We start from the raw sequence: 25,395 nt of genomic DNA, 5'->3' as shown, positions 1-25,395 counted from the left end.
TTCGTTTTATTTGTATCTTCACTAAAAATATCTTTATGCATATCGAAGAATTAAGAGAGTTTTGTTTAGGACTTCCATTGGTCGAAGAAAAATTTCCTTTTGATCAAACTACTTTGGTTTTTTATATCGCTGGAAAAATGTTTTGCCTTTGCGATATTGACGATTTTGATTCTGTAAATATCAAATGTGATCCAGATAACGCAATCGAATTACGTGCAACTTTCGAAGCTGTAATTCCTGGTTATCACATGAACAAAAAGCATTGGAATACCGTTAAAATTCATCAAGATGTAAAAGACGTTCAAATCAAAGAATGGATAAAAGATTCTTACAATTTAGTCATCTTAACTTTACCAAAATCCAAACGTCCTGAGTTGATTTAATTCTCAGTTTTTACCAACAACTCTCCTATTGTTTTTGATTTCAGTTCTGTTTCTCGCCATTCATTTTCAGGAATAGAATCAGGCATTATACCTCCTCCAACATATAAATTGACTTTATTAGAAAAGATTTTCGCACATCGAAGATTAACGAAATATTCTGATTCTGTTTTATTTTGAAAGCCCATAAAACCAGCATAAAAAGTACGATCATATCCTTCATTTTTTAAGATAAAATCTTTTGAAAGATCTTTTGGCATTCCTCCTACAGCAGGCGTTGGATGCAAGGCTTTCAACAAATCATATAGCTGCGATTTGTCTTTTAATTGAGCTGAAATAAATGATTTCAAATGTTCAAAAAAGCCAGCATTTACAGAAAATGGACCATCAACATCGATGTAAGAAGTATAAGGTTCTAAAGTTGACGAAATATAATCGGTTACCACTTGTTGTTCGTGATATTCTTTCTCCGTCCATTCATCTTCTTTTGCTTTTGTTCCAGCCAAAGAAACAGTTTGTATAAATTGATTATTTTCTTTCAGTAAAAGCTCTGGCGAAGCTCCAATCCAACAACCTTCTTCTGCATCAAATCGCAAATAGACATAGGCATTTGGATAATGTTGATGCAAATTTTTGAAAGTTTCAACTAAATTAATATTCGTTTCTGGAAGTGAATTAATTCGACTAATTACAATTTTTTTAGTTGGTGAATCACTTTGTAATTCTTGAACTGTTTTTTGAATTAAATCAATATAATTTTCATACGAAATCGCTTCATTTTGATCAGATTCTGGTAGAGAAAGTTCGAAATTTGGTAATTCATCAATCGAAATTTCTATAACCTCATCATCATTAAATTCAACCAACTTTGTATTATCGAAACTATTACAAATAAACTTATTATCCGATTCAGAATCTTTATTTTCCCACAACTCCACTTGTGTAGAATTTGGTTTTCTAAAAAGAAGAAATGGTTTTTGATTCTGAATTAATCTTTCAAGTTTATCTTGAAATTTTTTAAACATGTTTTTTAGAAATAATGGCGTTTGTTAAATGTGTATAACAGATTAATTTATCGTTTTCATCTTTGATTTCAATCTTAATCAAATGCGAAGTACGGCCTTGTTTTACAACTGTTGCATGCCCAAAAATTGTTCCTTCCTTTTTTGGACGAAGATGATTTGCGTCAACATGTTGACCAACAGCCACAAAATCATCAGAATTTAGAATAACATTAGACAAAGTACTTCCCAACGTTTCTGCTAAAACGATAGAAGCGCCGCCGTGCAACAAACCAAAAGGCTGATGAACTTTAGGCGTTACAGGCATTTTTCCTGATAAAAAATCTTCTCCAACTGCCGTAAATTCTATATCTAAAGTTTCAAGTAATGTATTTTTCGACATTTCGTTGAATTGCTGTAAAATATCTTGTTCGTTCATGATTTAATGTATTTTTGGGTTATAAAGTGCTGGATGTTTTGCCGTAACATCTTTGTAAAAATCTTGAATTTCATCCATCACATCTTCTAAAGTTCTGTTTTCTGTATCCACAATTTTTGAAATTCCAGCTCGTTTTTTCTTGAAATCACAATAAGCCAAAACAATCGGAACATCTGCTTTTTGAGCGATATAGAAAAATCCATTTTTCCATTTTTCTGCACGAGAACGTGTCCCTTCTGGCGTATTGATTAAATATAATTTATCTGATTTTTTCAAAATATCTGAAGCAAAATCAACCATATTATGTCGTTGAGAACGATCAATTCCGATTCCGCCCATTTTCTTGATAAAATATCCATACCAAGGTTTTGTCCAAGCATCTTTGATAAACATTTTCATTGGAATTCCCATTTGCCAAAAAGCCAAAATAGTGTAGTAAAAATCCCAATTAGAAGTGTGTGGAGCGCAAACCAAAACGCATTTATCTACTTTCGATAAATCGAGATGATTATCTAATTTCCAACCTCCTAATGAGTACAAAAGTTTACCTAAAAATTTTTTCATAAAATGATGCTTTATGCATTTGCAAACATACAAAACTCGAAACGGATATTAGACAATGTAGTCAAAATAAAAAGAGACATTCCGAAATGAAATGTCTCTTTTTAATATTATTAATTAAAATACTTCTTAAGTCTACGCAAAGAAATCAACGATTATTTGAATGATTTCTGTAGTTAATGTTAATAGAATCTGTATCATCTTTATAGTGTATTTCTTGGTTTGATTTATCTTTTTTAGATTTCGAGTTATCAATGTAACCTACTCCTGCAGATTTACCATTACTTTCAACTCTTAATCCATTCTTATCGATTATGACTTTAGCCGAATCGTTTCCGTCGTTTACATTTATGTTTAGATCCTCTGAATCAAGATTGATATCGTCCTCAGAATCTGAATCTTTTTGACAATTCAAACATACGAATTTTTTTCCATTATATCCAATAAATTTATTCTTCAAATCATATAAATAATCTCGATCATTATCATTATTAATAATTGTCATTCGATCAGTGTTGTTCGTGTGAATTAATTTGTTCTTAGGAACATACAATTTGATATCAACCGTTTGATTTCTAAATTTACCATCTTTAGGAATTTTAATAAACTCATCTAAATAAAGTTTATTTCCATTTAATTCGTAATTATATCTAATTGCTTCTAAATTACGTTTTGCTTCTTCTTTGCTTCCTCCTTTAGAAGAATAAGTTACTTGAACATGAAGTTTATCGTCTGTACTTTCTTCAATCTCAAAAATATCATCAATTGGAATAATTAAGTTTCCATCAGCATCAATTAATTGATCTAAATCGTTAAAAGTTTTGAACTTTAAATTGCCTTCATTATTTTCTCTAAAATAAACTTGTAACGTATCAGAAGGAATAACATAACTTTTTTCTTGAGTCATTTCAACTGAGTTTCTAAATTTACTTGCTGTACTTACCGAAATTCCAATGATTGCAAATAATGCAACAAACCAAAGAGCGATTGATCCAAAAATGACAGCTTTACTTACTTTAACTTTATTCCAGAAACATTTTACACCTAAAATTGTCAATAAAACACCTGGAATTACCATTAATATTCCTCCAAATATTTTGGCTGTCATACTCATCCATTCCTCTTCAACAAGGTAACCGAATAATTCTGTTGGCATTTCTGTCCAAGTTGTAAAGAAGAAAAAGAATCCTCCAATGATTAATCCAATTCCTGAACTTAGAATGATAAACCCGATGAACCAAAGTAGAATTCGACCAAAAACACCAAAGGCTCCTCCTAATTTATTACTCAATTCTTTACTTCCACTTACAACAGCTTCACTGGCTTGTTCTACGTTTTTTTTTAATGTATCAATGTTTGCTGGTTGTCCGTACATCTGTAACTTTTCTGATGTTGTTTTTGCTTTTGGAACAAAAATTAACAAGATAAAATAACAGAACACTACTAAGAAAAACGATACACCTGCTGTAAAAATTCCTAAAACTCCTAGAACTAACCAAATAGAACGTACAAACCAAGGATCAACGCCCATATAATGAGCCAAACCAGCAGATAATCCTGTTACAATTGTATCATCTGGATCGCGGTACAAACGTTTCGCACTTGTTTGTTGTCCTCCATACGATTGATTATTTGACGAATAATTGTATGATGAATTTGTAGACGTTTTTTCGTTCTCTTCATCTTCTTCAACTTTGTATTGATCTGGATGTCCCATTGTTGCAATTACAAAATTGATATCATCTTCATTTACGACTTCTCTAAATTTTAATCGTTCACGAAATAATTCAGAAATACGGATTTCTACATCTTCAATAATATCTTCTACACCTTCCGTACCTCTCAAAGAAGTTTTTACATCTTGTAAATAGGTCTTTAATTTATTATAGGCGATTTCGTCTAACACGAAAGAAAATCCTCCTATACTTATTGATACTGTTTTATCCATTTTTGTGCGTTTCTGTGGTTACTTTATTCACGGCTTCAATTAACTGTTCCCAAGTTTCAGCTAATTCTTTTAAAAAATTTTCACCTAACTCTGTAAGTGCATAATATTTGCGAGGTGGTCCTGACGTTGATTCTTCCCAGCGATACTGTAAAAGGTCATCATTTTTAAGTCTTGTTAAAAGCGGATATAATGTTCCTTCAACAACAATCATCTCTGCTTTTTTCAATTCGTCTATGATATCAGATGCATACGCATCTCCTTTTTTGATAATGCTGAGAATACAATATTCCAGTACACCTTTTCGCATCTGAACTTTTGTTTTCTCTATATTCATAAGAACGGCTTGTTTTATTTTGTTATACAAATATATATAAAAGTTTTAGTATTATGCAAAACAAAGTACTGAATTATTTTTAGTATTATAAATAAAAAGAACAACAATCGGTCTGTTTATCAAGGTTTGTTGAATTAATATTTTTTTAAAGTTTTTTAAGAATATTTTAAAATCGATATTTTTTTGATGAAAATGAGCCTTATTTTCTTTTGAAAATTATTAATTATTATTCAAAATCACCTTCAAAAATCACTCATTCTACTTGAATTAGTTTTATTACCTTTGTCAAAAATCGAGCTCACACAATGAAAAAAATTATAGGAAGTGCAATGCTTTTAGGTGCATTTTTAGCTTCAGAAAGTGCTTTAGCTTGGGGATTAACAGGTCACCGAGTGGTTTCTCAAATTGCAGAACAACACATTAGCAAGAAAACTCGTAAAGAAATTACAAAAATTATTGGTCCACAAAAGTTAGCTTATTGGGCAAACTGGCCAGATTTTATCAAGTCTGATGATTCTTGGAAACATGCAGATTCTTATCACTATGTTAACATTCCTGGAGATTTAAATCGTCAACAATTTGACGTTGCTTTAGAGCAAACTTCAGATGAAAACATGTACAAAAAAGGTTTGTTTTTAATGAATGAATTAAAAAACAATAAAAACCTTACAATCGAGCAAAAACAACACGATTTATATTTCTTGATTCACATTCTTGGTGATGCACATCAACCACTTCACGTTGGTCGCCCAGATGATTTGGGAGGAAATCGTATCAAAGTTGAATGGTTCCGCGACAAAGTAAATATCCACACCGTTTGGGATTCTAAATTGGTAGATTACGAAAACTATTCTTACACAGAATATTCTAATTTATTGGATATTGCGTCAAAAGAACGTCAAAAAGCAATGAAAGAAGGTACTTATGCTGATTGGATTTATGGTTCGTACATTCTTGCAAACAATATTTATGCAGGAGTAAAAATGGACGATAAATTAGGTTACCGTTACCATTTTGATAATAAATTTATCATCGAAGATCAATTGTTAAAAGGAGGAATTCGTTTAGCAAAAGTTTTAGACGATGTTTTCAAATAAAATAGATTTTTAGATCATTCTAAAATAAATTCAAATCCTGAAAAGTCAATTTTTCAGGATTTTTTATGCTTTAAATTTAACATTCGGACTTTTTGACATAATTAATTTTACAAAACAAGTCATTTTGTCTTGAAAAATCATTTTGCATGTAATTTGAAAAGAAATAAACATGAACAATGAAATCAAAAATTTAAACATACAAGACATGAATACAGTTAGAAAAAACAGAGCAAATTATTTTCCTTTTGGATTTGAAAATGCAATGCGTCCAAAATTTGAAACTTTTGTAAATTCTCAAAATCAATTTCCTGCAGTAAATATAAAAGAAAACGAAGATAGTTTCGAGATTTTATTAGCTGCACCAGGTTTAAACAAAGAAGACTTCTCAATTGAAATTGATGAAAATATTTTGAAAATTTCATCAGAATTTAAACAAAATGAAGAAGTAAAAGATGAAAAATTTTCGAGAAGAGAATTTAATTTTTCAAGTTTCAAAAGAGCATTTACATTGCCAGAAACCATAAACGAAGACAAAATAGAAGCTTCTTATGTAAACGGAATTTTACAATTAGTTTTACCTAAAAAAAAAGAAGCTTTACCAAAAGAAAAACGTAGCATACAAATTTCATAGATATAGTTAATTTTAGTTGGTTATTAAATCCTCAATTCTTCGGAGTTGAGGATTTTTGTTTAAATCAAATTTATAATTTTATCATTTCCTCAAAAACAATGTTCAAAAAAGTAACTATTTTATCGAAAACGGAATGAAAAAGTTCTTAACAAAAACACTTAATAATTTTTAGAAAAAAGTGCTTTTTAGTGAAAATTATTAAAAACTAATCTTTTACATTTACAAAAGACTAAAACTTAACTATGCACAAAAACATTTTATCTACAATAACTTATGTTGTAAAAACACGTTTTTGCACAAGCTCAAAAGAATTTCAAACAACTGAATTTAATTCGGATAATGGATTAAAAAACAGGTTGGATGCTTTTAGTTTTCTTGAAAATTACATCGAGATTATTTCAAATGAAGGTTTACTACAAATTGAAAGTAACTTCATTCAACCAAAAGCAATTGATCGAATAAATACTGAAATCAATTTTCCTAACGGAAATAATTACAAACGTTTAAAACTAATTAATCAAGAAGCTATTTTTATCACTCCAAATGAAACTATTTTTCCTTACGGAATTAGTTTGTCTTTTGTTTTAAATGAAGATTTCGATACTTTAAAAAAAGATAACGAATATGAGATTTATTCTTTAAAAAATTATGAACAAATTAATTATTCTGAACAACTCAACAGTTTAATAAATGAATATAAATTACTGAAAAACTTAGGTTTTGAAGAACAAATAAATGCAATAAAATTAAATAAAAATCTATTCTCAAATTTTGATATTAATGCTGATCATTTTGAAATTTTAGACACACCTTTTTTGTGGAATAACCCAACAAGACAATTTTTTATAAATAATATTTCGAACCGCGAATTTATTCTAGATTGTCTTTACGATCATCTTTTTCATTATCAAGATTTTGATTATGTTCAGTTTTTAGAAAAAAATTGTCCGAAAGAAATTGAAAAAAATATTTATGCAATGCTGCATGGTCAGGGAGGTTTACTATTTATTGGTTATCATCCAGAAAATTTAACCGAAAGTATTATGAGCGATGTCGAATTAATTAATTATTACAATTTACTTGATGCAAATTTCTCTCAGGACGAATATTTGTATAAAAATATTAATTTACAAATATTTAGTTTCAATGATTTTCCTGTTTTAGCAATTACGGTTTTTCCATTAAATGAAGAGTCAAAAAAGAGTCATGCGTATAACCCTGATAAAATATTTGTACTGCAAAATAATCGATTCATTAAGATGAAAGATAATTAAAAAACAATATTATATTTTCAAAAAAACATAAATACATGAAAGACATCTACAGATGTCTTTTTTTATTTCACAAAATATTCTATTTTAGACCTAATTTGTAAAATTTATCACACGAAATTACTTTAATTATGAAATTGATTAACACATTAACCTACTCTACAATCGTATTATCGTCTATTGCAGTGCATGCGCAAGCACAAGAGAAATTAGATCCAACTGTACAAAGTTTTGTAACCGAAATTCAAAATAATTCGCAGTTGAAGAAAATTTCGCACGAATTATTAGACGGAATCGGACCTCGTTTAGTAGGAACTCCACAAATGGACCAAGCAGGAGAATGGGCAATTAAAACGTTGAAATCTTGGGGAATTGATGCACGCCGTGAAGATTATGGGACATGGAAAGCATGGGAGCGTGGAATAACGCATGTTGATATGACGTATCCAAGAGCAAAATCTATCGAAGCTACGCAATTAGCATGGTCACCAGCAACTAAAAAAGCTGTGAATGCAGATGCTATTGCAATGCCAGTTTTCAAAACAAAAGCTGAGTTTGATGCGTGGTTACCTTCTGTAAAAGGAAAAGTTGTTTTGATGTCACAAAACCAATCATATGGACGTTCTGATTATCAATACAAAGATTTTGGTTTAGAGGATTTGTATAAAAAAGTTACTGAAACAAGAAAAGCTGAAGCTGAAGCTTGGGCAAATTCTATCAAAGTGACAGGTTACAACAACAATACACTACCAGAAGTTTTTGAGAAAAATGGAGCTGCAGCAGTTGCAATTTCTTATTGGACAGGAATTATGGGTGCAAATAGAATTTTTGGTGCAAAAACGAAAACTATCCCAATGTTGGATATTTCTAATGAAGATTACGGAATGTTATATCGTTTAGCCGAAAATGGAACTGCTCCAAAATTGACTGTTAATGCTCAATCTAAACACAATGGAGTTGCGAAAACATTCAATATTATTGGAGAAATTAAAGGAAAAGAAAAACCAAACGAGTACATTATTCTTTCTGCTCACTTCGATTCTTGGGATGGTGCGCAAGGTGCTACAGATAACGGAACTGGAACTATTACGATGATGGAAACGATTCGTACAATTAAAAAATTATACCCAAATAACAAACGTACAATTTTGATTTGTTTATGGGGAAGTGAAGAGCAAGGATTGAATGGTTCTCGTGCTTTTGTGGAAGATCATCCAGAAATTATTAAAAACACTCAAGCTGTATTTAACCAAGATAACGGAACAGGGCGTGTAGTAAATATCAATGGATCTGGTTTCGAAAAATCATATGAATACATGACGCGTTGGTTACAAGCTGTTCCTAATTTTATTACAAAAGAAATCAAGACAGATTTCCCTGGAATGCCAAGTGGTGGTGGATCGGATCATGCATCTTTTATCGCTGCAGGAGCGCCAGCTTTCGGACTTAGTTCGTTAAATTGGGGTTACGGTACGTATACTTGGCACACAAACAAAGATACGTATGATAAAATCGTTTTTGAAGAAGTACAAACAAATGCAATTTTGAGTGCAACTTTAACAATGATGGCAGATCAAGAAAAAGATTTAGTAAGTCGTGAGCGTCGTGTTTTACCTACTGGTAGAGATGGAAAACAACAAGAATGGCCAGAGGTTAAAAGCCCTGCAAGAAATTCTGACACTTATTTAAAATAAGATATTTTCAAATAAAAAGTCCACTTTTCAGTGGACTTTTTTGATTTTATTCTAAACTTATTCTTTTGTTTTAAACTCAATTTTATATTCTTCTTCTATAAAAGGATAACCATCTAATGATCTAGTCGAACGATTAGTGATATAAAAATCATACAAAGTATTTGCTTGTAAATTTGCTGTTTCTAATAATAAAACTGTCTTATCAGCATTTAAACCAACAATTTTATTTAATGGAAAATGATCCTTACCATTTTTAGAAAAATTGATTGAAACTTTATCATTCAAAGGCTTTGAGAAAACAATTTGTATTTGCTTTAATATTGTATCAACATTTTGCGCTCCATTTTCAAACTCAATAATTTTTACTACACGAGGTTGATTCTTTTCATAGTTTAATTTCAATTCTTCTATATTCAATACTTCTGAATAATATTTTGATTGATTTAATACTTCAAATACAGCTTTTTCATCTTCATAATTCAGTTCAATCAAGTCTTTTATTGCTTGCTTTTTATTCTTCGAGTTTGCATAATAATTCTTAGAAATTGCATAACCTACAAAATATCCCAAATCAGGATGTTCGTTTGTTTCGCTATTATAAAACCAATTTTGAAAATTTTGACTAAATAGTTGATTTTTGAATTGATTTCTTACTAAATCATAATTCTTAAAACCATAATCTAAATAATGTGAATTATACTTTTCTTTAAGAGCTAATTCTGCTATAAAATCTGCCGAACCTTCTTTTATAGCTTTCGCAAGCACATTTACTTCACTACCTTTCTGAAAAGTATGGATAAACTCGTGTACACTTACAAAACCTAATAACGAAGGATTAGAAAACTGAAACATATTCTGTAAAGTCTTATTCTCAAACTCAGATGTATTAGTTGTTTTATCTCCAACGACTTTCTCTAAACCTACAATTAAATCCGCTCCATTTGGCATTCCTCCAGAACGTAAAGCTCCAATTGTATAATAAATATTTCCTTTCGATTGGTTAGGATAAAGTTTTCTAAATTCTTTTAGAGCTTTCTTCGTTTTTTGAATTTGTTCACTTGAAACAAGTGTATTTTTTCGAATACTTTTCCAAAATTCAGGATATTTCTCAAAAGCTGTTACATAATTAGTTTCATTAAAATCTTTGTTTTTCGCAAAATCTTTCAATCCTATTGTACCATTATCTAAATACATTTTTTTAAACGTTGAAGCTTTTTCATTACTCATTTTATTGATGCTATCATAAGCTTTCCAAAAATTATCAATATCAGTTGTAATAATTTGTTGAGCATTTATCTTTATCGATAAAACAATCAACAAAGTTATTTTTAGTAATTTATTCATGTATGTTTTAATTATTAAGGAAGAGAAATATATTAAAATAATTACTCTCTATAATCAACAAATGTAATTGGCTTTCTACTTTCTGGTTTGAAAACAATTGATTGTAATTCTTCAAAAGTTTCAAATTTAATTGAAGGCGTTACGCGTAATTTTGCTCTGAAATAATCTTTTATTTTTGCTAAAAAATCATCGGTTTCGTCTGTCGAAACTAAACGAATTAAGATTTCATCAGTTCCGAATTCGTTCGAGTAAATTTCGATTAAATGTAATTTGATTTCATCAAAATGATTTAAAATATCATGTAAAGCTGGTGGATACAAAGTTGTCCCTTTGTACTTTATCATATGTTGTTTTCTACCTTCAACTGGTCCTAATCGATACGAATTACTCCCGCATTTACATTTATCGGAATGTTTTCGTAACAAATCACCTGTTTTGAAACGTAATAAAGGCATTCCTTCTATTCCTAAAGTTGTAATTGTCAATTCGCCTAATTCACCATCTTGTACAACTTCATTATTTTCATCTAAAATTTCTGTGATAATCAAATCTGGCTGATGATGTCCTCCTACCGATTCATTACATTCTGTAAACGCAGTTCCCATCTCAGTTGAAGCATAAGTCGAAAAAAGTTGAATATCCCATTTCGAATTTATTTTTTGAGTTAACAAAGACGGATTCAAATCTTTATCACGTAACGATTCACCAATACACAAAACCGATTTTACGGATGAATTTTGATAATCGATGTTATTTTTCTCTGCGTAATCTAACATTTTCAGCAAAAAAGATGGAACAGCAACCAAAAATTTGGGTTGATATTTTAGAATAGAATCCCATTGCAATTGCGGAACACCAGCGCCAACACGAATAACGCCCGCACCTATTTTTCTCAAACCAAGAAAATACGCCAAACCAGCCATAAAACGACGATCAATCGTTGTCATCAACTGTACAACATCACCTTTTTGAACACCAATTCGTTGAAAAGAATTCATTTCATTTGTTGCTAAACGATCCAAATCCTTATCCGTCAAACCAAAGGTTACAGGATCACCTAACGTTCCAGAAGTAGTGGAATAATCAATGATTTCAGTTGACGGAACACATAAAAAATCAAAATTATATTGTTGCAAATCATTCTTTGTTGTAACAGGAATTAATTTTAAATCTTCTGTTGTTTGAATAGATTGCCAATCGATTTGATGTTTTTTGAATAAATCTTGATAAAATTTGGAATGCGTCGCAAGATATTTAATCTGTTCTTGAAGTTTCTGATTTTGAAATTCTTTAATCTCTTCTATAGATTGAAGTTCTATGGATGTTAACGCGTTTTTCGAGAACATTTGGATAATTTTTTCTGAATTTTATTTCGATCAGGAACTGTAGTCACCTCCTTTGTCAATGCTAATTTATAATAAAAACTCGCTTGTTGATAATCTTTCTGCTGAAAATAATAATCACCAACTTTGTCATAAACCAACCAAAAATCAGGATTATTCTGAATGTAACTTGTTAAAAAAGTTTCATCAATCTTCTTATTTTCTTTTATCAACTTGTTAATTTCATGTGTTTGCTTACGATATTTTTCATAATTAGAATAATCATCAGATAAGACAAACGTATCTTTTTCAATTCTCAAACTATCTACATTTAACGTATAATTTGAAATAGAATCATTAAAAATTTTATTCAAATCATAAGCTGTAAATTCGCCTAATTGATATGGATTTGATGAAACCCAAACCAATCGTTTATCTGGCTGAAAAACAACTGCGTGATGCGCTAATAATTGATTCAAAGCCTTTTCATTTCCATAACCTAATTTGGTGTTTTTCAAACCATTTGTATCACGCAATAATCCAACCATTTTAGTTGGATTCAGTTTATTTTCATTCGAAAGATGCTCTTCAATTTTTTCAAAACGATAAACCGAATGACTTTCCTCTTTCTGCGTATTATTTCGCTTATCATCCGAATAAACATCACTCTGAAAATGATTCGTACAAGCTAAATAAGGCTGATTTGAGACTTCATAAACACCAAACTTTTTAGGAGAAATTTCTATCAACACCACACGATGATCTTTTGCACTACCAATCATCATACTTTCAGAGACGAAAACCTTTTTAGTTTTTGCTATTTCAACCGCTTCATCAATCGTTGAGGCATATTGTAAAACTTCTAAAGCAACGAGAGAAATGGGCGTTTTTGCTTTAAGTGGAATAGAAGATTTTCCAGCATTTATCGTTACTGTAAGCCCTTCCAAATTCATTCCAGACGAAACACCTATCATTCCGCCCCAAGTCACCGACATATAGGGATAACCAGAATTTGGCTTGACAAACGAAACTATTTTATTCTTCGCAAAATCATCATTTGCATAAAAATCAAAATTGCGACCAATCAACAAGCCTCCATCTTCAGATTTATTATCCCAAACAGCCAAAGATGAACAACCAACCAACATCAAATCATGCATAGCATGTCCTATATCGTGCGCCCCATGTAAAAAAAGATTACGATTATATTTGTCTATTAACGAATCGTAGCGGCTATTTGCAGACTCAGAAAGTCCATAAATTTGTGCTTTATATTCATTGTTGACATATTTATGTAAATCTCGATTATAATATTTGAGTACTTTAAAAAGAAATTTTCTGCGTTTTTCAGAAGGAATAAAATCAGTTATCAAATTCATAAAAGATTGCTCTTGAAAAGCATATAATTCTTTCGTTAAAACGCCTGTTTTTTGACCAATTTCTAACGGATCTCCGGAAACAAAAAGTTCCCAATTCTGCGTTTTATTTTTCTTTAAAAAATTATTATCAATATAAAAAAGTGAATCATTGATTTCATTTCTACTGTATTCCTTTGATTGAAAAGTAGAAAAATCAGGACGATTTTCTAAACTTTTTCTAACACCACAAGATATAAGCGTAAAAAAAATAAACGTAAAAAAGTAAATGGTTTTATTCATTCGCATTTAATTTTATTTCACGATGAACTTTGTTCATTAAATAATCAGCACCAAGGATTTCGCAACAGGTTACAAATGCACCAACCGTTACACCCAAAACTCCATGAACACGGACATTTTGGCCAGTAAAAAACACATTTTTCACTTTAGATCTTGGTGAAATAAATGTTTTCATCGGATGATTACTATCTTTCAAATACCCATACATATTTCCTTTTTCAGAACCAATAAAATCGCGATAAGATAAAGGCGTAGAAGTATGAATTGAAGAAATTTTTTCTCTAATATCAGGAAATTTTTTCTCTAATTTACGAATGATTAATTCCGTTTTCTGACGTTTAAATTCTTCATATTCTTCTCCTCTTTTCCCATAATTATCGTTAGTCTCAACATTATACGATTCTTCCCATTTTTGTACTTCATCAAACGTCATATATGTCATAACCGTCATACTTTCCGAATATTCTTCATCTTTTTGATCCATACTAAATGTTGCAATGTATGTATTTGGCCAATCGTTTGTAGATTTTTCGTAGCTATCCCATACATCATTTATTGAGTTAAAATGATAAATATTATGATTGATATAGGAAAAACTTTTAGGCTTAAAAACAATATAAATAGTAAATGCAGATGGCGTTACTTCCAAGCTTTTGACACGTCGAGAAAATGGTTTACCAAACTTACGCTCGCCTAACATGTCTATTGTTTTTTTAATGTCAATATTCGAAATGAATAAATCGCCAAAGAAACGTTTTCCTTTTGTTGTTTCACAACCAATTACTTCTTCATTTTCGTTCTGAACAAATGATTTTATTTCTTGGTATTTATAAATTTCACCGCCATATTTCTTCAATTCTTTGATCAAAAGTTTCGCAATTTGACTTCCTCCATTTACACATCGCCAAGCTGAATGTATATAAGAGTTAACCGAAAGCGCATGTATGTACAAAGGCGTTTTCTCTGCTTGTCCTACATAAAGAAAATTATTTCCTACTAAAACCGCTTTCAAACGCTCATCTGTAAAAACAGAATCAATATATTCTTTCGCATTAATCGACAAAAAATCTTCTTCATCAGCAAAGGTTCCGATATTCAAATTATACATTGGAAAAGCAGAACATATTTCTTCTAATTTATTACTATATTGGATTAAATTTTCTTGTTCTTTAGGAAAAAGATGAGCTAATTGATCAACAAAATTCTGATACGTTTGCGCTATTGGATATTCTTGAGAATCATCATCAAACGAAATCATATCAAAACCATTTTTATCCAACTGACGTAGTTTCAATTTGTCGGATATATTCAAATAACTGAAATAGTTATACAAGTTTTCTCCTTTATCTAAACCTCCAATATAATGAACGCCAGTATCAAAAATTGTTTTATTTCGAACAAAAGTTTGCAAATTTCCTCCAAACTGATTATTCTTTTCCAATACCACAACTTTCTTCCCTTCTTTTGCCAAAATAAGCGCAGAAACAAGTCCACCCAAACCACTACCAATCACTACTACATCGTAATGAGGTTCAAAATTATTTTGTGTAAACTGTGTATTCATTTGTTTCTGTTTGTTGGACAAAACTTGTAAAAAGTGATTCGTCAATATTTCTATTCTTTAAAACAACAATTTTCTCAAATTGATTTATTGTTTCTTGATAAATATTCTCAATATCAGTTGAAATTAAAAGCGTCGTATATTCATCTATAACGTTAAAATTAGAACGATATTCTAACGAACGGATTTTTGTAATATAATTTGTTGCAGCAACCTCTCGCTTTTCTTCCTCTTTTACAAACGTTATTATTTTTCGGTTGGCTTGTTGCATCAATAATAGAAAATCAATTTGTCCAAAATCATTCGAAAAATGAACTATTTTTTCATCTTTCGTAAATGTATTATTCAGTTGATGATAAACAGATTTACTCAAACTAAAATCCTTTTTTACAACTTGAATTATTTCAGATTCTTTGTACAAAAAACTTAAAAATAATTTCTGTTTCCAATAATTTTCATCTTCATGTTGATTTCGAATTTCTTGAAAATTAACTTTAAATTCTTTACTGATTTTTTTCGTTCGCTCCGAATAATTTGATCCATAATTTTCATCATTCCAAGCAATTCTTTTACCAATTATTGAATAAATATGTCCATCAAAAATTAAAAATTCTCCTTTCGGAATAATCTCAGAATTCCCATGAATATAAATTGGTAAAATATCAAGTTGCAATTTCTCCGCCAAATAAAATGCACCTTTGTGAAAACGATTGATATTATTTGTTCGAGAACGCGTTCCTTCAGGAAAAATCATCAACGAAAACTCATTCCCAATTCGAGTTTTAATCTCTTCAATATTATTTTCAACACCATTTGAAACGGGATAAAAACCAGCCATTTTCACAGCTTCACCAAAAATCGGCGATTTATAAACCCAATCATTTACCAAAAAAACAATTTTAGGCGTACACATTCCAATCGCCAACGTATCCAAGAACGAAGTGTGATTCGCAATTATGATTGACTGTTTCTTAAAATCTTCTTGATTTGGATTAATAATTTTCTTGACAACCGTTGGTTTTAACATCAACACAGATTTCATAAAAGTTGACATTCCCCAACCAAAAAGTTTATATTTTTTTTCTTTCGTGATTGGTAAAATAAGCATCAAAAATCGAAGGATCAAAGACGTTATTGTACCAAATAATCCAAAATAAATAAAGAAAATTCCACTTTGTATTGCCAACCACAACGTCATTGGACTTTTACCTTGTTTTGGTCGATTCGAAATAAAAAATCGAAATAAAATTGGGTAGAAAATAAATGTAATCACTAGTGCTGCTACAACTCCAACCAAAGAAACTGATGCGATTGATTTTAAAGCTGGATGTTTAGCAAAAATTAACGCTCCAATTGCTAAAATTGTCGTGATAACTGCTAACAAAATCGAAGTTCGATAAGTAGGCATTTCATCTTTTCCAGTCGTATATTCTTTTTGTAAAGCACTCGTCATAAAAATACTAAAATCGACACCATGACCAAAAACCAACGTACAAACAATACTACTAAAAATATTAAGTTTAATATCAAAAAGTCCCATCAATCCAGCTGTAACCAAACCTGATAATGCGATAGGAATCGCACTAATAATCACCAATTCGATACGTCGGAAAAAATACCACAATATTAATAAAACAGCAATAAACGAATAGTTGACAAGATTATTAAAATCTGTTACTAGGTTTCCTAAAAAGTTTTCGTTTAACTGTTTACGATCAATTACAATTGTTTCTTTATTATGATATTGTTTGATGAAATTTTCTCGGCTTTCTTCCTTTAATTTGACTAAAGTAGAAATCGTATAAAAACCATTTTTTTGCGAAACAAATTCTTCAAAAAGCGATGGATTAAACGCGCGATAATCTTCTAATTTTAAAGGTTGATATGCTTTATCAAAAATTGAGAAAAATTGATTATAAATTTCTTCTTTGAAACCATATTTTTTTCCATCCTTGATAAATTCATTCTTCACAAAATTCACTTTCTCTGAATTCCAGAAATTTTCCCAGTCTTTTATTTTTTCTTGTTGAACAGAAGTTGGCAAAACTAACGATTGAATGGAATTATAACTTAAAATCTGATTCTTATTTTCTGCTTGCTCAAGCTTATTTGTTAACGCAATATTTTGATTTAAAACATCTTCTACATTATTTCCATAATTAACTACATACAACGATTTTGAGATAGAATTAGACGAAGTCTCTAACTTTTGTTCCGCTATTTTTTGATCGGTTGGAACGTAATTTAATTTAGATAAATCTTTGTCAAAATTGACATTATTAAACGTAAAACAACTCACTATAATCAAAAGAACACAAGCACCAATCAATATCTTGTTATTATGAAATGAAAAGAACGCTAACTTCTCTATTATTGAAGAATTATTTTCAACAGCATCTTGTTTTGGATGATATAAATGTGGAATAATCAATAAAGAAAAAACACCAGAAACAATAACTGTTATTCCAGCAAAAATCCCTAAATCTTTCAACACATCCGATTTCACAAAAAGTAAACACAAAAATGCAATCGCTGTAGTTGTACAACTCATTATAAGCGGTTTTGTAATCTCCTTAAACAATGTTTTAGAATCACTATTGTGCTTATAATGCGTCATGATATGTAGCGAATAATCAATCGTTATTCCTAATAAAACTGCTCCAATACTCAATGAAATTGCAGAAATTGTACCTTGAATAAAATACAAAAGTGCCAAAGCAAAGAAAAAACCAAAAACGGAAGGAATAAAAATAATTATTGGAATGTAAATTTTTCGATAAAAAACCATTAAAATCACCATTAATGTAATCATCGAAATCAAAACAGTTGTAATAATATCTTGCTTAATTTGCTTTGCATTCGCAACTGCAATAAAGCTTGAACCAAAATAACTTAATATTGATTTTCCGCTATATTCAGGATTTAAATGTTGTTGAATTTCCTCTAATCGATTGACAAATTCAGTATTATGTTCTGTTTCACTTCCTGAAAATTTAGGATTGATAAAAAGAAATAATTTCGAATGATCTTTCGTTACAATAAATCCATTGTAAACCTCGAAATCATCCGTCAAATTCTTTTCTTTTAAACGATTTAACGCAACAAAAGTCAATCCAAGCGGATCTTTCAACATAAACTCTTTCGAAACAATTCCAGTCGGGGTAATCAAGCTTTTGTAATTACTTTCAACAATAGAAGCTATCGAATCTTTAGACAATTTTTGCTCTAACGTTTTATAATCTTCTTTCTCTAAAAAAAGCGGTAAATTTTGATGAACAAAATCAAAAGTTGAAGCAAAATTATCTAAATCATATTGCCCTTGAATATCATTATAATAGTTATTTAACGGTTGAATACTATCTAAAAAATCAGTTGCCTGAGCCGTCATATCATCCAATGTTCCAGCTTTTTCTTTTTCGATAATCACCGCAACTTTATCCGTAAATTTCAATTGAGCAATAACCTTTGCCATTGCATCATTTTTCTCATCTTTCGGAATGATTCGCGTAATATCTTCTTCAAATTTTAGTCGATTTGCAAAAAATGCACAACCAACTAAAAAGAGAACAAAAAAGAATACACTCAACCATTTATTCGCTTTGATTTGTAAAAATATGTTATAGAAAAATTTATGCATTCTTAACCTTCTTTTGACTGAAATAAGTTAATAAAAAATAACTTACAATTCCACTAACAATACTACAAAAAGTTGCTAAAACAAAGCTTCCGACAATATAATGAAGCAGATTTTTTTTGATAATTTCGAAAGAAACCAAACTCAAATCTAAATGAAAATTGTCCTGCAAAATAAATCCACCTGTCAACAAAGAAAGATAAATAATTATCGGAATCATTGGCGGAATACTAATATTGGAACAAAAGAAACTGATGACTTTATTTAGACGAAACATCGACGCTAAAAAAATGGATAAAAAAGTTTGAAAGCCCCAAAATGGCGCGATTCCAAGAAAAATCCCCAAAGCAATTGAAAGCGCTTTTACTTTATTGCTATCATTACTTCCTAGGATATCTTCTTTAATGAATGTTCGTATATTTTTTTTTTTGAAACTGAAGAAAAAATTACGTGGTTTGATGTAAAAAATTGTCAAAAAAACCAGAAAAGTATTCAAAATACTAATTCGCGTAAAATCTTGAAATGGACGAAAATGCGAAACGCGTTCATTTGGATCATACAAAATATCAATCGGAATATTCGTTACCTCAATTCCTTTCCAAGCTGTTCGTACAATGATTTCAATTTCGAATTCGAATTTATTTGTCCAAAACTTTTTCGGAATAAATTTCAATGGATACAAACGATAACCAGATTGTGTATCATTCAGCTTAATTCCTGTCTCAAACCAAAACCAAAAATTAGAAAACTTATTTCCAAAACTACTTTTCTTCGGAATGCCATCTTGCTCCATTTGACGACTTCCAATAATTAAAACAGGCTTATTTTTTTGCTCTAATTCTGTAATAAAATTTGGAATATCATGCGGAAAATGTTGACCATCCGAATCGATTGTCAATGCATAATGGTAGCCTTTTTCTCGTGCAGTTTTAAAACCAATACGTAGTGCATTTCCTTTTCCTTTGTTCTCTGGAAGTTCAACTACAATAAACTGATTCTGATAATCTTTTAAAATTTCGGAAGTAGAATCCGTCGATCCATCATTTATAACAATAATTTGATTCGTGTACTCCAAAACTCCATCAATCACACGTTTCAATGTTTTATGATTGTTGTAAGTCGGAATAAGTACACAAACTTTTTGTTCGTCTATTTTATGTCGAATAATCGAAAAATCCATTGATTAATTTAGTTTTTTCAGCTGCTGCGCTGTAAAAGTATTGTATTTTTTAGCGTAAGATTTCACCAAAGTTTTTACTTCTTTTGGCGCAGAACTATAATTTTCGACAATAAATGCTTTATCTTCTTGTATATTTTGATTGTACTTGATAAATTTTGGAATATTCTCTTGCACAATCAATCGAATTAAACGATTTTCAACATCTTTCGAGTCTTTTTTTATCGAATTATTGATCAAAGTTGCACCATCTGTAAAATATTGTTTCTTAGTTTCCTTATCTTTTATATACCTTGCTTTCAGAATTTTAGACGCTCCTTTATACGCAATAATTGTTTGATTATCACCTGAATAATCATCTAATTTATTATACAAAATAGATACATTATTTGATGATTTCGAAGCGTTTTCAAAATCTATTCTCAATTCGGGTAAGGTTAATCCAAAGAAAAATGAAACCGATAAAAAGATAGATAATAGAGTTTTCATTAATCCAGAACTTTATAAATTGCACTAAATTTCAACGCATTTGTCGTTTCAAAAAATGAAGAATTTTTCACTTTCACTTCATTATTTTCACAAACAACATTCAAACTCAAATCCAAAATAGGATTGATAAACGGATTTATTGTCGCCATAAATTTCACATTCGAAACTTTGGACAAAAACAAATCTTTTAAAACAAAACCTTCTGTTATCTCCTTTATAATCTGCATCATGCAAACACCAGGTGTAATTGGATTATTTGGAAAATGACCTTCGAAAACTTGATGATTTGGATTCAATTCAATTTGAACTTTAAAATTATTTTCATCAATTTTTTCAGTATTTTTAATGGTATATAGATTAGGAATAAGCATTTGTAATAGTTTTGAGTTACAAATATAATCTAAAAAAAGATGATTATAGTTTTGTTTACTCTTCCTCTAATTGCATATTTACTTTTGAAAGCTCTATACTCAAATTAAAGTTATTATGTTTGATTAGAATTTTGTCTGGAAAATCTGTTAAATCTGTCAAAAATTGGTTAATTGTTTTTATTTTATTATTCTTTAAATGAACCAATTCTTGAAAATAATTTGATTCATTCTTAGCAAAAATTAAACTCACTTCTTTTGATTTTAAAATCGTTTGATTTGTCGTTTTTATACGCTCATCAACTTGAAAATCATTTTTAAAAATCGCTTGTAAATCTTCTGCAAGAGTTTTTATAACCACTTTTTTATTCAAATCTGGCATCGCATAATTCAAGGTATAATCGTGGTCTGTGACTGACAAATCAAATAACGTATTCCCAAAATCAGACGTCATTACCACACGATGCGAATTATAACCCAATTTTTTCACAACAAAATTACCTTTCATTTCCTTTTTCATGAACGTAATCTTGAAACGGTAACTATATTCTTTATCAATTGAACTAAAATATGGGTTCAAAAACTCCCTTTCATCCTTTTGTTGTTCTTGTATATCAGCAATTTTGTAAGCCGTACCACAAGAAGTTAAAATGAAAAAACTAAGGATTAAAAACAGACGCATTGATTGTTTTATTTAAAGATTTGTTGGTAAATAAAATTTTTGTGTAATCATCCGAAGGTTCAATTAATTTGACTTCTGTAACAGTTGATTGACCCGAATAAAACGTCAACTGAATTTCTTTAATGTACTTTTTTACATCCTTTATTTTCGGTTGTAATTTCGCAATTCGAGATTTATCAGTTTTCGCAAAAGTTATGATGAAATCGTTTGTATCAAACAAATTTCCACTTACACTTCCTACGATTAATTGATTTAATTTTTCAAATTTTTTATTTCCTTGCAAATCTACACTCGATTTTTTTCCTTCGTCATTAATATAGATTTTTCCATTGTTAAAAATCACATTATAATCAATTGGTTGAGTATAATTCCAACGCATCGCTTTCGGATTTTGTAAATACAATTTTCCTTTCGAAACGATTGGTTTATCCAAGAAACTCATCACTTTATATTGTGTAAAATCAGCCGTCAACGTCTGTATTTTCTTAGAATCAGCTATAATATCTTTTTTGAAATTTTCAATTTCAGCATTACTCATTTTACTTTCTTGCGCAAAAATTGTCAAGTGAAAAAAAGTAAATAAAATAAAGATTTTAGTTTTCATATACATCAATTTTCAAGAGTTCATTTAACGGAACTACTTTATAATTTTCCTTTTGTAAAAATACAAATAATTGCTCTAAAACATTCGTCGTTTTGTCCGAAGTATCATGCATCAAAATAATCGAACCAGGCTTTATTTGACGAGTAATTCGGTTCAATAATTTTTTTTCATCATTGATAACCGTATCCAAAGAACGAATATTCCAACCAATTACATTATGTTGTGTTTTATTTAAAGCCTTTGCTATATGTGGATTCGTTACACCAAAAGGTGGTCTAAAAATTTTCGTTGTAACGTTTATTTTTTCTTTAATAAGTTGATTGGCGGAAACGATTTCATCAATGATTTTTTCTGTTGAATAAAAACCGTTTTTAGAAGAATGATGAAATGTATGATTTCCTATCAAATGCCCTGACTGATGAGTTTTTTGAAGAATTTCAGGATAATTTTCGATTTGTTTTCCAATGCAAAAAAAAGTTGCTTTTGCATTATTTTTTTCTAAAATCTCAAGAATTCTTGGCGTGAATTCAGTTGGTCCATCATCAAAAGTTAGAGAAATTATTTTCTCTGTATGATTATTCCCTCGATGATAAGCTTTCAAAAAATAGTTGAATCGAATTTCAAAAGCACCAAAAATTGTCAATGTTAACCAAACAAAAAAAGGTATCAATAAATAAAAAAAAGACAAACCTTTTGTAAAACAACCAATTGATAAACAGATTAGTATAATTACAAAAAGGATTGTAGCAACTCTGAATTTCATATTGATTGAAGCAATACTAAACTTAAATCCTGGGCTTTATGCCCATTCACCAAAAGTACATTTTTATAACTTTCAGCTTTTACATCATTCATTTTGAATTGATTTGGTAAAGTTTGATTTTTCAGCAATTCACATCCTAACACAAATCCGAAAGCAGAAGAAGTTCCAAATTCTCCTATAAATTCTTTGTATTCAAATAACTCTATTTTATTTAAATCATTAATATTCAATAAATTTACACCAGAAAAAATCGCATCAATATCGGTTAAATTCATATGATTCAATTGAATAAATTTTAGAATTTCGGAATACAAATCTTCATATTGATTTAAAATAAAAACATCTAAAACTTTCGCATAAGAGTTTTCATTTCTCTTATTAGATAAAACACAAAAATGTGCGCCTTCACTATATTTAATTCCTTGATTATCTTTTGATTCTATTTCACCAATTAATTGTAACAATTGATATGTTCTTTCTCCAATTTCATCAATTCCACCAACCAAAACATTATTTACTTCTTGATTTTCTACTTGTAAAAAACCATCTAAAAGCGTATTTTCAAAGGAATTAAAACCATTTGTATATGTAAAATTGTATGCATTACAACCAAGATGCAGAGCAATTTGAGAGCCAACCGTATTATGTGTAGATTGAATAAAAGCCGTTGGTGTTAAAAACTCTTCTTTATTTTGAATAATATTTGTCAAAAACTTTTCAGAATCAACCAAACAACCTAGCGCTGTTCCTGTAATTATCGCTTCTGGTTGTTGAATTTCTGCTTCATTCAATGCTTTTAGAGAAGAATAAATTCCCATTTTAACTCCAGAAGCCATTCTACGGCTCATCGCAGGAGAAATAATATCTTTAAGAGAAGGAGATTTTGCCTTAGTAATGGATGTTTCTAAAGGAAAAAAATCATTCGTAATCTCATCTATAAATTGTGCATTTACAAAACCTAATCCGTTTACAAATACTTCTTTCATGATTTAGAAAAAATTAAAGTTGAACAATTTCCTCCAAAACCAAACGAATTTGATAACACATATTTAATATTTTTCTTTACCAGTTTTGTGGTCGGAAAGATTTTCAACTCTTCAATCGGAGATTGAAAATTAAGATTTGGATAAACAAGATTATGTTGAAGACTCAACAAACTGAATACCGCTTCTACACTCGCAGCAGCAGCCAACGTATGACCTGTAAATGGTTTTGTTGAACTAAAATTTGAAACATTTTCTCCGTAAATTCTCTTCAACGCTCGTCCTTCTGTTAAATCATTATTGTTCGTAGCAGTTCCGTGGACATTAATATAATCGATTTCTGATGGCTGAATAGCTGCAACATCAAAAGCTTTTTTCATCGCCAAATACGCTCCTTGTCCATTTTCAGACGAAGCTGTTTGATGAAACGCATCGTTTGCATTTCCCGCTCCAACTATATAAGCAAGGATTTTTTTATTTGATCTTTGAACAGATTCTTCTGATTCTAAAACCAAATAAGCAGCTGCTTCACCAAGATTCAAACCTTTTCTATTTTCATCAAAAGGTTGATTAAATTCATCACTCAAAATCATCAAACTTTTGAATCCATTAATGGTAAACTTTGACAATGCATCCGTTCCACCAACAATTACTCGATCCAATTTTCCTGAATTAATCAAGCGCGCGCCATACATAATCGCATTCGCAGCCGAAGAACAAGCAGTACTAATTGTCGAAACAAAGCCTTTCAAACCGATTTCATTTGAAATTTGATTGGAAGAAGCGCCAGCATCATGACTCGAAATGTACTTTTGTTTTTCAGGCAAATTTTCATAATGCAAAAAGTAATTTTCCGTCCTGTCCATTCCTCCCACACTTGTCGAAGAAATCAGTCCAGTTCTGACTTCATTTACGTTTTCGATTCCTGCATTTTGCAGAGCTTCTTTCACAGCAATTAGTCCTAACATCGCTGTTCGAGAGAAATTATTCTCTGGAGATAAATTTAAAAAAGTTGCCAATTCATCGTTCGATAATTTAATTTCACCTACAAAAATTTCATTTTTATGAATAGAATCAAAATTTTCGAGGCGTGATAAGCCATGCTTTTGATGAATTAATGAATCGAAATTCTCTTCGACATTTTTACCAATTGCCGAAATAATTCCCATTCCTGTTATTGCAACTTTTTTATGCATTATTTTGTTCTATTTTTCTCAATATAATCTGCCATTACTTCTACCGATTGAAAGATCGTTTTTCCTTCTTTTGGATCTGTAATTTTGATTCCATATTCTTTATCCAATAAAACAATCAACTCCAAAGCATCGATTGAATCTAATCCCAAACCATCACCAAATAAAGGATCATCATTTTTGATATCCTCTACTGATACATCTTCAAGATTTAAAATTTCAATGATTTTAACTTTCAAATCGTTAATTAAATTTTCCATA

Annotated in this window: 24 protein-coding genes; 5 read left to right on the top strand and 19 right to left on the bottom strand. The window is 30.0% G+C overall.

Annotation, left to right across the window (positions count from 1 at the left end; all coding sequences use genetic code 11):
- Positions 1 to 35 precede the first annotated feature (35 nt).
- Positions 36 to 383, top strand: a complete 348-nt coding sequence (locus B4A23_RS14505) for an MmcQ/YjbR family DNA-binding protein (RefSeq protein WP_286479778.1) — start codon at positions 36 to 38, stop codon at positions 381 to 383.
- Here B4A23_RS14505 and B4A23_RS14500 read toward each other — a convergent pair.
- From B4A23_RS14500 to B4A23_RS14480, 5 genes are all read right to left on the bottom strand, one after another.
- Positions 380 to 1,405: an isochorismate synthase gene (locus B4A23_RS14500; protein ID WP_291121007.1), complete on the bottom strand. Its 1,026-nt coding sequence runs from the start codon at positions 1,403 to 1,405 to the stop codon at positions 380 to 382. The genes B4A23_RS14505 and B4A23_RS14500 overlap by 4 nt on opposite strands.
- Positions 1,398 to 1,820 (bottom strand): PaaI family thioesterase, encoded by a 423-nt coding sequence (locus tag B4A23_RS14495; RefSeq protein WP_286501883.1) that lies wholly within the window; start codon positions 1,818 to 1,820, stop codon positions 1,398 to 1,400. Before B4A23_RS14495 ends, B4A23_RS14500 begins: the two co-directional genes overlap by 8 nt.
- A 3-nt stretch (positions 1,821 to 1,823) precedes the next feature.
- Positions 1,824 to 2,384 carry a 1-acyl-sn-glycerol-3-phosphate acyltransferase gene (locus B4A23_RS14490; RefSeq protein ID WP_286474307.1) on the bottom strand — a complete coding sequence of 187 codons (561 nt, stop codon included), beginning with the start codon at positions 2,382 to 2,384 and terminating at the stop codon, positions 1,824 to 1,826.
- Between the two features lie 145 nt (positions 2,385 to 2,529).
- Positions 2,530 to 4,329, bottom strand: coding sequence for a PspC domain-containing protein (locus tag B4A23_RS14485; RefSeq protein WP_291121004.1), 1,800 nt, complete (start codon positions 4,327 to 4,329; stop codon positions 2,530 to 2,532).
- A complete protein-coding gene (locus tag B4A23_RS14480; RefSeq protein WP_038332243.1) occupies positions 4,322 to 4,663 on the bottom strand; it encodes a PadR family transcriptional regulator in 342 nt (113 codons plus the stop codon). Before B4A23_RS14480 ends, B4A23_RS14485 begins: the two co-directional genes overlap by 8 nt.
- Positions 4,664 to 4,968: 305 nt before the next feature.
- Between B4A23_RS14480 and B4A23_RS14475 the strand changes: the two genes are divergently transcribed.
- The 4 genes from B4A23_RS14475 to B4A23_RS14460 all read left to right on the top strand — a co-directional run bounded on the left by B4A23_RS14475 (position 4,969) and on the right by B4A23_RS14460 (position 9,356).
- The gene (locus B4A23_RS14475; RefSeq protein ID WP_286486313.1) at positions 4,969 to 5,760 is read left to right on the top strand and encodes a S1/P1 nuclease; all 792 of its coding nucleotides are present in this window, start codon (positions 4,969 to 4,971) and stop codon (positions 5,758 to 5,760) included.
- A gap of 205 nt (positions 5,761 to 5,965) precedes the next feature.
- On the top strand, positions 5,966 to 6,391 hold the full coding sequence (locus B4A23_RS14470; protein WP_291121001.1) for an Hsp20/alpha crystallin family protein: 426 nt from the start codon (positions 5,966 to 5,968) through the stop codon (positions 6,389 to 6,391).
- Between the two features lie 242 nt (positions 6,392 to 6,633).
- Positions 6,634 to 7,665 carry a hypothetical protein gene (locus B4A23_RS14465; RefSeq protein WP_291120999.1) on the top strand — a complete coding sequence of 344 codons (1,032 nt, stop codon included), beginning with the start codon at positions 6,634 to 6,636 and terminating at the stop codon, positions 7,663 to 7,665.
- A 128-nt stretch (positions 7,666 to 7,793) separates the two neighbouring features.
- The gene (locus tag B4A23_RS14460) at positions 7,794 to 9,356 is read left to right on the top strand and encodes a M20/M25/M40 family metallo-hydrolase (protein WP_286486311.1); all 1,563 of its coding nucleotides are present in this window, start codon (positions 7,794 to 7,796) and stop codon (positions 9,354 to 9,356) included.
- A 57-nt stretch (positions 9,357 to 9,413) separates the two neighbouring features.
- On the opposite strand, the gene B4A23_RS14455 is transcribed toward B4A23_RS14460, so the two are convergent.
- From B4A23_RS14455 to B4A23_RS14390, 14 genes are read right to left on the bottom strand one after another with little or no spacing between them, the layout of a single operon-like run.
- Positions 9,414 to 10,700, bottom strand: a complete 1,287-nt coding sequence (locus B4A23_RS14455) for an Ig-like domain-containing protein (RefSeq protein WP_291120996.1) — start codon at positions 10,698 to 10,700, stop codon at positions 9,414 to 9,416.
- Between the two features lie 41 nt (positions 10,701 to 10,741).
- Positions 10,742 to 12,046: a phenylacetate--CoA ligase family protein gene (locus B4A23_RS14450; protein ID WP_291120994.1), complete on the bottom strand. Its 1,305-nt coding sequence runs from the start codon at positions 12,044 to 12,046 to the stop codon at positions 10,742 to 10,744.
- Positions 12,025 to 13,686: a C45 family autoproteolytic acyltransferase/hydolase gene (locus B4A23_RS14445; protein ID WP_291120992.1), complete on the bottom strand. Its 1,662-nt coding sequence runs from the start codon at positions 13,684 to 13,686 to the stop codon at positions 12,025 to 12,027. Before B4A23_RS14445 ends, B4A23_RS14450 begins: the two co-directional genes overlap by 22 nt.
- Positions 13,673 to 15,244, bottom strand: a complete 1,572-nt coding sequence (locus B4A23_RS14440) for a phytoene desaturase family protein (protein WP_291120990.1) — start codon at positions 15,242 to 15,244, stop codon at positions 13,673 to 13,675. Before B4A23_RS14440 ends, B4A23_RS14445 begins: the two co-directional genes overlap by 14 nt.
- On the bottom strand, positions 15,219 to 18,878 hold the full coding sequence (locus tag B4A23_RS14435) for a 1-acyl-sn-glycerol-3-phosphate acyltransferase (protein ID WP_291120988.1): 3,660 nt from the start codon (positions 18,876 to 18,878) through the stop codon (positions 15,219 to 15,221). Before B4A23_RS14435 ends, B4A23_RS14440 begins: the two co-directional genes overlap by 26 nt.
- Positions 18,871 to 20,055, bottom strand: a complete 1,185-nt coding sequence (locus B4A23_RS14430; RefSeq protein WP_291120986.1) for a DUF2062 domain-containing protein — start codon at positions 20,053 to 20,055, stop codon at positions 18,871 to 18,873. Before B4A23_RS14430 ends, B4A23_RS14435 begins: the two co-directional genes overlap by 8 nt.
- Before the next feature lie 3 nt (positions 20,056 to 20,058).
- Positions 20,059 to 20,541 (bottom strand): hypothetical protein, encoded by a 483-nt coding sequence (locus B4A23_RS14425; protein ID WP_291120984.1) that lies wholly within the window; start codon positions 20,539 to 20,541, stop codon positions 20,059 to 20,061.
- A complete protein-coding gene (locus B4A23_RS14420) occupies positions 20,541 to 20,912 on the bottom strand; it encodes a 3-hydroxyacyl-ACP dehydratase (protein WP_286486303.1) in 372 nt (123 codons plus the stop codon). The genes B4A23_RS14425 and B4A23_RS14420 overlap by 1 nt, the downstream gene beginning before the upstream one ends.
- Positions 20,913 to 20,967: 55 nt before the next feature.
- Positions 20,968 to 21,591, bottom strand: a complete 624-nt coding sequence (locus tag B4A23_RS14415; RefSeq protein WP_291120982.1) for a hypothetical protein — start codon at positions 21,589 to 21,591, stop codon at positions 20,968 to 20,970.
- The gene (locus tag B4A23_RS14410) at positions 21,569 to 22,195 is read right to left on the bottom strand and encodes a LolA family protein (RefSeq protein WP_414647095.1); all 627 of its coding nucleotides are present in this window, start codon (positions 22,193 to 22,195) and stop codon (positions 21,569 to 21,571) included. Before B4A23_RS14410 ends, B4A23_RS14415 begins: the two co-directional genes overlap by 23 nt.
- On the bottom strand, positions 22,185 to 22,958 hold the full coding sequence (locus B4A23_RS14405) for a polysaccharide deacetylase family protein (protein ID WP_291120980.1): 774 nt from the start codon (positions 22,956 to 22,958) through the stop codon (positions 22,185 to 22,187). Before B4A23_RS14405 ends, B4A23_RS14410 begins: the two co-directional genes overlap by 11 nt.
- Entirely contained in the window at positions 22,955 to 23,944 is a 990-nt protein-coding gene (locus tag B4A23_RS14400; RefSeq protein ID WP_291120978.1) for a beta-ketoacyl synthase chain length factor, read from the bottom strand. The genes B4A23_RS14405 and B4A23_RS14400 overlap by 4 nt, the downstream gene beginning before the upstream one ends.
- Positions 23,941 to 25,137 (bottom strand): beta-ketoacyl-[acyl-carrier-protein] synthase family protein, encoded by a 1,197-nt coding sequence (locus B4A23_RS14395; RefSeq protein WP_291120976.1) that lies wholly within the window; start codon positions 25,135 to 25,137, stop codon positions 23,941 to 23,943. Before B4A23_RS14395 ends, B4A23_RS14400 begins: the two co-directional genes overlap by 4 nt.
- The gene (locus B4A23_RS14390) at positions 25,137 to 25,394 is read right to left on the bottom strand and encodes a phosphopantetheine-binding protein (RefSeq protein ID WP_019975316.1); all 258 of its coding nucleotides are present in this window, start codon (positions 25,392 to 25,394) and stop codon (positions 25,137 to 25,139) included. Before B4A23_RS14390 ends, B4A23_RS14395 begins: the two co-directional genes overlap by 1 nt.
- Position 25,395: the final 1 nt, after the last annotated feature.

Source organism: Empedobacter sp. UBA7248 (assembly GCF_002472945.1).
Lineage (GTDB): Bacteria > Bacteroidota > Bacteroidia > Flavobacteriales > Weeksellaceae > Empedobacter > Empedobacter falsenii_C.
This window is presented reverse-complemented; position numbering and strand designations above follow the sequence as displayed.

Excerpts from the sequence above, each read along its gene's own strand:
- B4A23_RS14440 (WP_291120990.1), bottom strand. The coding sequence starts at position 15,244 with ATGAATACACAGTTTACACAAAATAATTTTGAACCTCATTACGATGTA.
- B4A23_RS14475 (WP_286486313.1), top strand. The coding sequence starts at position 4,969 with ATGAAAAAAATTATAGGAAGTGCAATGCTTTTAGGTGCATTTTTAGCT.
- B4A23_RS14460 (WP_286486311.1), top strand. The coding sequence starts at position 7,794 with ATGAAATTGATTAACACATTAACCTACTCTACAATCGTATTATCGTCT.
- B4A23_RS14485 (WP_291121004.1), bottom strand. The coding sequence starts at position 4,329 with ATGGATAAAACAGTATCAATAAGTATAGGAGGATTTTCTTTCGTGTTA.
- B4A23_RS14465 (WP_291120999.1), top strand. The coding sequence starts at position 6,634 with ATGCACAAAAACATTTTATCTACAATAACTTATGTTGTAAAAACACGT.
- B4A23_RS14450 (WP_291120994.1), bottom strand. The coding sequence starts at position 12,046 with ATGTTCTCGAAAAACGCGTTAACATCCATAGAACTTCAATCTATAGAA.
- B4A23_RS14395 (WP_291120976.1), bottom strand. The coding sequence starts at position 25,137 with ATGCATAAAAAAGTTGCAATAACAGGAATGGGAATTATTTCGGCAATT.
- B4A23_RS14390 (WP_019975316.1), bottom strand. The coding sequence starts at position 25,394 with ATGGAAAATTTAATTAACGATTTGAAAGTTAAAATCATTGAAATTTTA.
- B4A23_RS14445 (WP_291120992.1), bottom strand. The coding sequence starts at position 13,686 with ATGCGAATGAATAAAACCATTTACTTTTTTACGTTTATTTTTTTTACG.
- B4A23_RS14415 (WP_291120982.1), bottom strand. The coding sequence starts at position 21,591 with ATGCGTCTGTTTTTAATCCTTAGTTTTTTCATTTTAACTTCTTGTGGT.
- B4A23_RS14400 (WP_291120978.1), bottom strand. The coding sequence starts at position 23,944 with ATGAAAGAAGTATTTGTAAACGGATTAGGTTTTGTAAATGCACAATTT.
- B4A23_RS14490 (WP_286474307.1), bottom strand. The coding sequence starts at position 2,384 with ATGAAAAAATTTTTAGGTAAACTTTTGTACTCATTAGGAGGTTGGAAA.
- B4A23_RS14455 (WP_291120996.1), bottom strand. The coding sequence starts at position 10,700 with ATGAATAAATTACTAAAAATAACTTTGTTGATTGTTTTATCGATAAAG.
- B4A23_RS14505 (WP_286479778.1), top strand. The coding sequence starts at position 36 with ATGCATATCGAAGAATTAAGAGAGTTTTGTTTAGGACTTCCATTGGTC.
- B4A23_RS14430 (WP_291120986.1), bottom strand. The coding sequence starts at position 20,055 with ATGGATTTTTCGATTATTCGACATAAAATAGACGAACAAAAAGTTTGT.
- B4A23_RS14420 (WP_286486303.1), bottom strand. The coding sequence starts at position 20,912 with ATGCTTATTCCTAATCTATATACCATTAAAAATACTGAAAAAATTGAT.
- B4A23_RS14425 (WP_291120984.1), bottom strand. The coding sequence starts at position 20,541 with ATGAAAACTCTATTATCTATCTTTTTATCGGTTTCATTTTTCTTTGGA.
- B4A23_RS14495 (WP_286501883.1), bottom strand. The coding sequence starts at position 1,820 with ATGAACGAACAAGATATTTTACAGCAATTCAACGAAATGTCGAAAAAT.
- B4A23_RS14410 (WP_414647095.1), bottom strand. The coding sequence starts at position 22,195 with ATGAAAACTAAAATCTTTATTTTATTTACTTTTTTTCACTTGACAATT.
- B4A23_RS14500 (WP_291121007.1), bottom strand. The coding sequence starts at position 1,405 with ATGTTTAAAAAATTTCAAGATAAACTTGAAAGATTAATTCAGAATCAA.
- B4A23_RS14435 (WP_291120988.1), bottom strand. The coding sequence starts at position 18,878 with ATGCATAAATTTTTCTATAACATATTTTTACAAATCAAAGCGAATAAA.
- B4A23_RS14480 (WP_038332243.1), bottom strand. The coding sequence starts at position 4,663 with ATGAATATAGAGAAAACAAAAGTTCAGATGCGAAAAGGTGTACTGGAA.
- B4A23_RS14405 (WP_291120980.1), bottom strand. The coding sequence starts at position 22,958 with ATGAAATTCAGAGTTGCTACAATCCTTTTTGTAATTATACTAATCTGT.
- B4A23_RS14470 (WP_291121001.1), top strand. The coding sequence starts at position 5,966 with ATGAATACAGTTAGAAAAAACAGAGCAAATTATTTTCCTTTTGGATTT.